This window comes from Sphaerisporangium corydalis (assembly GCF_025506355.1).
Taxonomy (GTDB): Bacteria; Actinomycetota; Actinomycetes; order Streptosporangiales; family Streptosporangiaceae; genus Sphaerisporangium; species Sphaerisporangium corydalis.
The window spans coordinates 24,198-30,790 of sequence record NZ_JANZYP010000091.1; the positions used below are offsets into that span (position 1 = coordinate 24,198).

Here is a 6,593-nt window from a genome sequence, read left to right on the forward strand (position 1 = left end):
TCCCGGCGCGCCGGGTGGCCGGTCTCGGGGGCGGGGCTGGATCCACTGCGCGTCCTTCGGGGTAGACCGGCTGCCGACGGTAGCGCCGACCTCAGGACCCCCTCAACCAGATCACCGAAACCAGTCTGTTACATAGCCCGCGCTTGGGTCACTGAAGTCCGCGCCTGTCCGCGCGTGTCCGGGGTCACCAGGCGCCGAAGACGCGCTCGCCGTTGGCGCTGACGGCGCGGGCCAGGTCGTCGGCGTCCACGGCCTTGACCTCGGCCAGGCAGCGCAGCGTCAGCGGAATGAGGTAGGGCGCGTTGGGCCTGCCCCGGTGCGGGGTGGGCGGCAGGTAGGGGGCGTCGGTCTCGACCAGCAGGAGCTCCACCGGCGCCACCTGGGCGGCCTCGCGGAGGTACCCGGCGTTCTTGTAGGTGACGGGCCCGGAGAAGGACATGAAATATCCGGCGTCGACGCACTGGCGTGCCATTTCGGCGTCGCCGGAGAAGCTGTGGAACACCACCACCTCCGGCGCGCCCTCCTCGGCCAGGATCCGGAGCACCTCGTCGTGCGCGTCCCGGTCGTGGATCACCAGCGCCTTGCCCGTGCGCTTGGCGATCTCGATGTGCGCGCGGAAGGAGGCGGCCTGGTCGTCGTGGGAGGCCCACTCGCGGAAGTGGTCCAGGCCGGTCTCCCCGACGGCCCGTACGCGCGGCTCACGCGCCAGCCGCTCGATCTCGGCCAGCGTCTCGGGCGTCGCGGCGTGCGCCTCGTTGGGGTGGATCGCCACGCCCGCGTACACGCCTTCGTGCTCGCGGGCGGTCGCGGCGTTCCACTCCGAGGAGCGCAGGTCGTAGCCGATGGTCACCAGCCGGGTGACGCCCACCGCCCGCGCGTCGGCGAGGATCCGCTCGACGCCCGAGGCGGCCGACTGCGCGGCGAGCGCCACCTGGTCGCCGGACGACGCCTTGCGGTCGCCGACCATGATGTCCAGGTGGCAGTGGCTGTCGAACACCTCGGCGCCCAGGGGCGGCGGGGCGGCGGGAAGAGTGGTCACGCGTGAATCCCTGTCGGTGGGTCAGTCGGTGAAGCGGGCGAGCTCCTCGTCGACCACCTTGGGGTCGAGCTTGCGGAACAGCGGGGTCGGCGGAGCGAGCGGGACGCCCGGGCGGATGGGCCTGGACTCCCAGGTGGCCGCCCCGTCGTACTCGCCGGTGATCACCGGGTACGGCGTGCCGCCGTTCTCGTCGACCTCGCGGATCTCCGGCATCCCCGACCACAGGCCCTCGCCGCCGAGCATGGCGTGCACCTTGTTGGAGGAACCGGGCAGGAACGGGGTGAGCAGGGTCTTGGCGTCGTCGACGACCTGCAGGGCGACGTGCAGGATCGACGCCACCCGCTCGGGGTCGTCCTTGAGCTTCCACGGCTCCTGCTCGGCCAGGTAGCGGTTCGCGTCGCGGACCACGTCGAAGGCCTCGGTGACGGCGTTCTTGAACCGGGACCTGCCCAGCTCGGCGCCGACGGCCGGGAAGGCCGCCTTGCTCCGCTGGAGCAGGATCCGGTCGGCGTCGGTGAACTCGCCCGCCGACGGCACCGCGCCGATCGTCTTGGCGGCCATGGAGATCGAACGGTTGACCAGGTTGCCCCAGGCGGCGACCAGCTCGCCGTTGTTCCGGTTCACGAACTCCGACCAGGTGAAGTCGGTGTCCTGGTTCTCCGGCCCGGCCACCGCGATGTAGTAGCGCAGGGCGTCGGCGTCGTACCGCTCGAGGAAGTCGCGCACGTAGATGACGACCTGGCGGCTGGAGGAGAACTTGCGGCCCTCCATGGTCAGGAACTCGCTGGAGACCACCTCCGACGGCAGCCCGAGCCTGCCGAGCGACCCCGGCGTGCCGCCGCGCGCCCCCTCCCCGTTGTAGCCGAGCAGCATCGCCGGCCAGATCTCGGAGTGGAAGACGATGTTGTCCTTGCCCATGAAGTAGTACGCCCGGGCGTCGGGGTTCTGCCACCACTGCCGCCAGGCGTCGGGGTTTCCCGACCTGCGCGCCCACTCGATGGAGGCGCTGAGGTAGCCGATGACCGCGTCGAACCACACGTAGAGCCGCTTGTCGCCCCGGTCGCTCCAGCCGTCGAGCGGGATCGGCACGCCCCAGTCGAGGTCGCGGCTGATCGCCCTCGGCTGCATGTCGCCGAGGAGGTTGAGGGAGAACTTCAGCACGTTGGGCCGCCACTCGCCCTGCTTGGACTGCAGCCAGGTGCCCAGCACCTCGGTGAAGGCCGGCAGGTCGAGCATGAAGTGCTCGGTCTCGATGAACTTGGGCGTCTCGCCGTTGACCTTGCTCTTGGGGTTGATCAGCTCGATCGGGTCGAGCTGGTTGCCGCAGTTGTCGCACTGGTCGCCGCGCGCGCCGTCGTACCCGCAGATGGGGCAGGTGCCCTCGATGTAGCGGTCGGGCAGGGTGCGGCCGGTGGTCGGGGAGACCGCGCCCATCGTGGTCTTCGGGAAGATGTACCCGTTCGCGTAAAGGCCCTTGAAGATCTCCTGGGAGATCGCGTAGTGGTTGTCGGTCGTGGTCCGGGTGAACAGGTCGTACGACAGGCCGAGGGCGGTGAGGTCCTCGGCGATCACCCGGTTGTAGCGGTCGGCGAGCTCGCGGGCGGTCACGCCCTCCTTGTCGGCCTGGACCTGGATGGGCGTGCCGTGCTCGTCGGTGCCGCTGACCATCAGCACGTTGTTGCCCGCCATCCGCTGGTAGCGGCTGAACACGTCGGACGGCACGCCGAATCCGGAGACGTGCCCGATGTGGCGGGGGCCGTTGGCGTAGGGCCACGCGACGGCGGTCAAAATGTGCTGGGACATGACCCAAGCCTAGAGGGCCGCGCGCGGCGTCTCGAACCGATTACGAAGGATGCGCCGAACCCCTCTCGGTCAGAGCCTCATGAGGGCCCTGGACGCCCGTGCGATCAGGCCGGCACGGCGTCCCCGGACCCCGGAAGCATCAGGCCGGCGTTGACTCCTTCGTGACGGCCTCGGGCTCGGCGGGGCCGGACGCCGGGGTGGACTCCCGCGTGACGGCCTCTGCGGCCTCCTCGGCGGCGGAGGCGGCCACGTCGACCGGCGTCTCCTTGGTGCGGCGGATGCCGAGGATGCTGATGAACAGCGACGCGAAGATCGTCTGGAAGCTGATCACCAGGGCGGTCGCGGACGGCACGACCAGGCGGAGCGACTCGGCGGGGATCAGCTCGCCGAAGTTGCGCACCTGCCAGTGGGCCAGCGACGCGACCATGCCCGCGAGGCCGGCGAGCGCGAGGACGCTGCCCGCGACCAGGCCCTTCTCCAGGGTGACCACGTCGACGAGGCGCTTGATGCGCCGGTCCTCGGGCAGGAAGCCCTCCTCGGCCGCGTACACCTTGGTGAACAGGCCGAACAGCACCGCCTGGAAGCCGATCACCACCATCGCCGAGGCGCCGACCAGCGTGTCGATGTCGAAGGCGAGCTTGCCGATGTAGACCGGGCCGAAGGTCAGCGCGGCGCCCGCGACGAGGCCGAGGGCCATCAGCACGGCGCCGGGGATCAGGAACAGCCAGCGGGGGCTGTAGAGCAGCAGGAAGCGGAGGTGGCGCCAGCCGTCCCGCCAGGAGCGGAGGTGCGGCGGGCGGGTGCGGCCGTCGGGGCTGAGGGTCGTCGGCACCTCGCGCACGTCCAGGCCCTGCAGCGTCGCCTTGACGACCATCTCGCTGGCGAACTCCATGCCCCCGGTCTGCAGGCCGAGGTTGATGATCGAGTCGCGGCGGAACCCGCGCAGGCCGCAGTGGAAGTCGCGGATGGCGCTCGGGAAGAACAGCCGGCCGATGAACGACAGCACAGGGTTGCCGAGATATCTGTGCAGCTTGGGCATGGCGCCGGGCTCGATGCCGCCGCGGAAACGGTTGCCCATGACCAGGTCGGCGCCGGAACGCAGCTCCTCGACGAAGGGGAGCAACGCGGTGAAGTCGTAGGAGTCGTCGGCGTCTCCCATGATCACGTAACGGCCGCGCGCGGCGCGGATGCCACCGATCAAGGCGTTGCCGTACCCCTTCTCGTCAATGTGGACCACGCGGGCTCCGGCGTCGCGCGCGAGCTGCTGGGATCCGTCGGTGCTGCCGTTGTCGGCGATCACCACTTCACCCTCGATGCCGTGCTCCACCATGCAGGCAAGTGCTTTACGGACACACGTCTCGACGGTCTCCGCCTCGTTCAGGCATGGCATGACCACGGTCAGTTCCACGACGAAACCCCTCGTTTTGCGCCTCGATCATCCGGTGCGTAGTTCCACCATGATGCCCTCTGCCCCCAGGTGCTCGGGTCAAGTCCGCGAAAGGGCTGGCATCCTGTAAACCATGGTGACCGTTGCCGAACCGGCGCAGGCCGACGTGCCCACGCCGGGCAGAGGTGCGCGTGTCCTCGGGTTCCTGGGGAAGCGCCGCCTGTTCGTGATCGCCTTCATCCTCGGCTCGGCGCTCAGGGTGGTCACGATGCTGGGCAACCGCCCGGCGATGTGGTTCAACGACTCCTACGAGTACGTTTCGGTCGCCCTGCACCCCCGCCCGCACCCCATCCGGCCGGACGGGTACGGGTTCTGGCTGCTGATCCTCAAGCCGTTCCACAGCTTCGCGCTGGTGGTCCTCACTCAGCACCTCATGGGCCTGGCGACCGCAGTGCTGATCTACGTCCTGCTGAGACGCCGGTTCGGCCTGCCCGACTGGGGCGCGACCCTGGCGGCCGTGCCGGTGCTGTTCGACGCGTACGAGATCCAGCTCGAACAGATGATCATGTCGGACACCATGTTCACGCTGCTGATCGTGGGCGTGGTCACTCTGGTCCTGTGGCATCGGACGATGTCGTGGAAGGCGGGCGCCGCCGTCGGCCTGCTGCTGGCGCTCACCGCGCTCACCCGCAGCATCGGCCTGCCGATCCTCGCGGTCGTGGTGGCCTTCCTGCTGATCAAGCGCACCCACTGGAAGCCGATCCTCGCGGTCGTGGTGGCCTGCGGGGTGCCCGTCGTGGCCTACATGGGGTGGTTCGCGACCGCCAACGGCCAGTTCGCCATGACGCAGAGCGACGGGCTCATCCTCTACATGCGGACCGCCAAGTTCGCCGACTGCAAGAAGATCAAGCCCGACCTCCAGCGCGAGCAGGACCTGATCCCGCTGTGCAACAACTCCAGCATCGACCGCCACCCCTTCTCCCAGATCTACCTCTGGTACAGCGGCGAGGGCGAGGTCCTGCACCGCTGGGGCGGCGATAAGTTCGACAGATCGGTCAACGACACCGCGAGCCGGTTCGCCAAGCGCGCGATCCTCGCCCAGCCCGGCGACTACCTCTCCGCGGTCGCCGGCGACCTGCTGCGCAGCTTCCGGTGGGACCGGCCGGTCTTCCCCGACCCGCTGACCTGGAAGCAGTACCAGTTCTCCGGCAACGGGGTCAGCAGGAAGGACCCGGTAAGGCTGCTCACGTCCCTGCCGAAGTGGCCGAGCTACCTGGGCACCACCGACCGCGACATGGTGGCCTACGAGCAGGGACGGGCCAGCACCAGGGTCTACTGGCCCTGGGCGACCATCATGGAGCGCTACCAGCGGGTCTTCTTCCTGCCGGGCCTCGTCCTCGGGCTGGCCCTGCTGGTGGGAGCGGCCGGCGCCGTGGCCCGCTGGCGGGAGCTGGGCGGGCCGACGCTCCTGCCACTGGTCGCCGCGGCGGCCCTGGTGGTCGCGCCGGCCGCGACGGCGGAGTTCGACTACCGCTATCTGCTGCCGGCGGCGCCGCTGGCCTTCCTGTCCGCCGCGATCGCCCTGCGCAACGGGGTACGCGCGCGCCGCCGCGCCCCCGCCCCGGAACCGGCCGCCTAGATCCAGCTCCGGAACAGCATCCGCCGGTTCCAGTCGTCGAACGGGATCACCTCAGCGGTCAGCACAGGGTGCAGCCACCAGAAGTTGACCAGGGCCAGCAGCATGAACGCCCCGACGACCGCCGCCCCGACGGGCCTGCGCGTCGAGTCGCCCATGGCGGGTCCGATGAGGAGTCCGGCGGCCAGGGTGAGGGCGAGGATCATGAAGGGGAGCATGGGGGCGACGTAGAACAGGAACATGGTGCGGTGGTCGGCGATGGCGTAGTAGAACCAGGGCAGCCATCCCACGGCGTAGGCCAGCAGGACCGCGCCGGCCCGCCAGTCGCGGGTGGCGACGTACCAGGCGATCAGCGCGATCAGGGCGATCACCGCCCCGTACCAGATCACCGGCGTCCCCACCCCCAGCACGGCCTCCGAGCACCTGGCGGCCCCGCAGCCCTTGCTGTCGGTCGGGTAGTAGAAGGCGACCGGCCGGATCAGCAGCGGCCACTGCCAGGGCCAGGACTGGTAGTCGTGCGGGTCGGACAGGCCGGTGTGGAACGAGAGCACCTGCACCTGGTAGTCCAGCCACGACCGCAGCGAGCTGAACACCCAGTAACCCCAGCCGCTTGAGGTGGCTTGGGCCCAGTTGCGGCCGTATCCGTAGGCCGAGGCGAACCACCCGGTCCACGACGCCATGTACGCCACCGCCGGCACCAGACCCATCGCGGCCAAAGCCGTCGGCAC

4 protein-coding genes and 1 pseudogene are annotated in these 6,593 nt (G+C 69.8%); 1 reads left to right on the top strand and 4 read right to left on the bottom strand.

Annotation, left to right across the window (positions count from 1 at the left end):
* Positions 1-184: 184 nt before the first annotated feature.
* From NYZ98_RS38295 to NYZ98_RS38305, 3 genes are all read right to left on the bottom strand, one after another.
* Entirely contained in the window at positions 185-1,039 is an 855-nt protein-coding gene (locus NYZ98_RS38295; protein WP_262849837.1) for a TatD family hydrolase, read from the bottom strand.
* A gap of 21 nt (positions 1,040-1,060) precedes the next feature.
* The gene (gene metG, locus NYZ98_RS38300; protein WP_262849851.1) at positions 1,061-2,842 is read right to left on the bottom strand and encodes a methionine--tRNA ligase; all 1,782 of its coding nucleotides are present in this window, start codon (positions 2,840-2,842) and stop codon (positions 1,061-1,063) included.
* Between the two features lie 139 nt (positions 2,843-2,981).
* Positions 2,982-4,250 (bottom strand): glycosyltransferase family 2 protein, encoded by a 1,269-nt coding sequence (locus NYZ98_RS38305; protein WP_262849853.1) that lies wholly within the window; start codon positions 4,248-4,250, stop codon positions 2,982-2,984.
* Positions 4,251-4,362: 112 nt separating this feature from the next.
* Between NYZ98_RS38305 and NYZ98_RS38310 the strand changes: the two genes are divergently transcribed.
* A complete protein-coding gene (locus NYZ98_RS38310) occupies positions 4,363-5,868 on the top strand; it encodes a hypothetical protein (protein ID WP_262849855.1) in 1,506 nt (501 codons plus the stop codon).
* Here NYZ98_RS38310 and NYZ98_RS38315 read toward each other — a convergent pair.
* A pseudogene (locus NYZ98_RS38315) lies at positions 5,865-6,593 on the bottom strand (phospholipid carrier-dependent glycosyltransferase); the annotation flags it as partial. The gene NYZ98_RS38310 and the pseudogene NYZ98_RS38315 overlap by 4 nt on opposite strands.

What these genes read in the sequence shown, in the direction of transcription:
- metG (WP_262849851.1), bottom strand. Translation starts at nt 2,842, where the DNA reads ATGTCCCAGCACATTTTGACCGCCGTCGCGTGGCCCTACGCCAACGGC.
- NYZ98_RS38310 (WP_262849855.1), top strand. Translation starts at nt 4,363, where the DNA reads ATGGTGACCGTTGCCGAACCGGCGCAGGCCGACGTGCCCACGCCGGGC.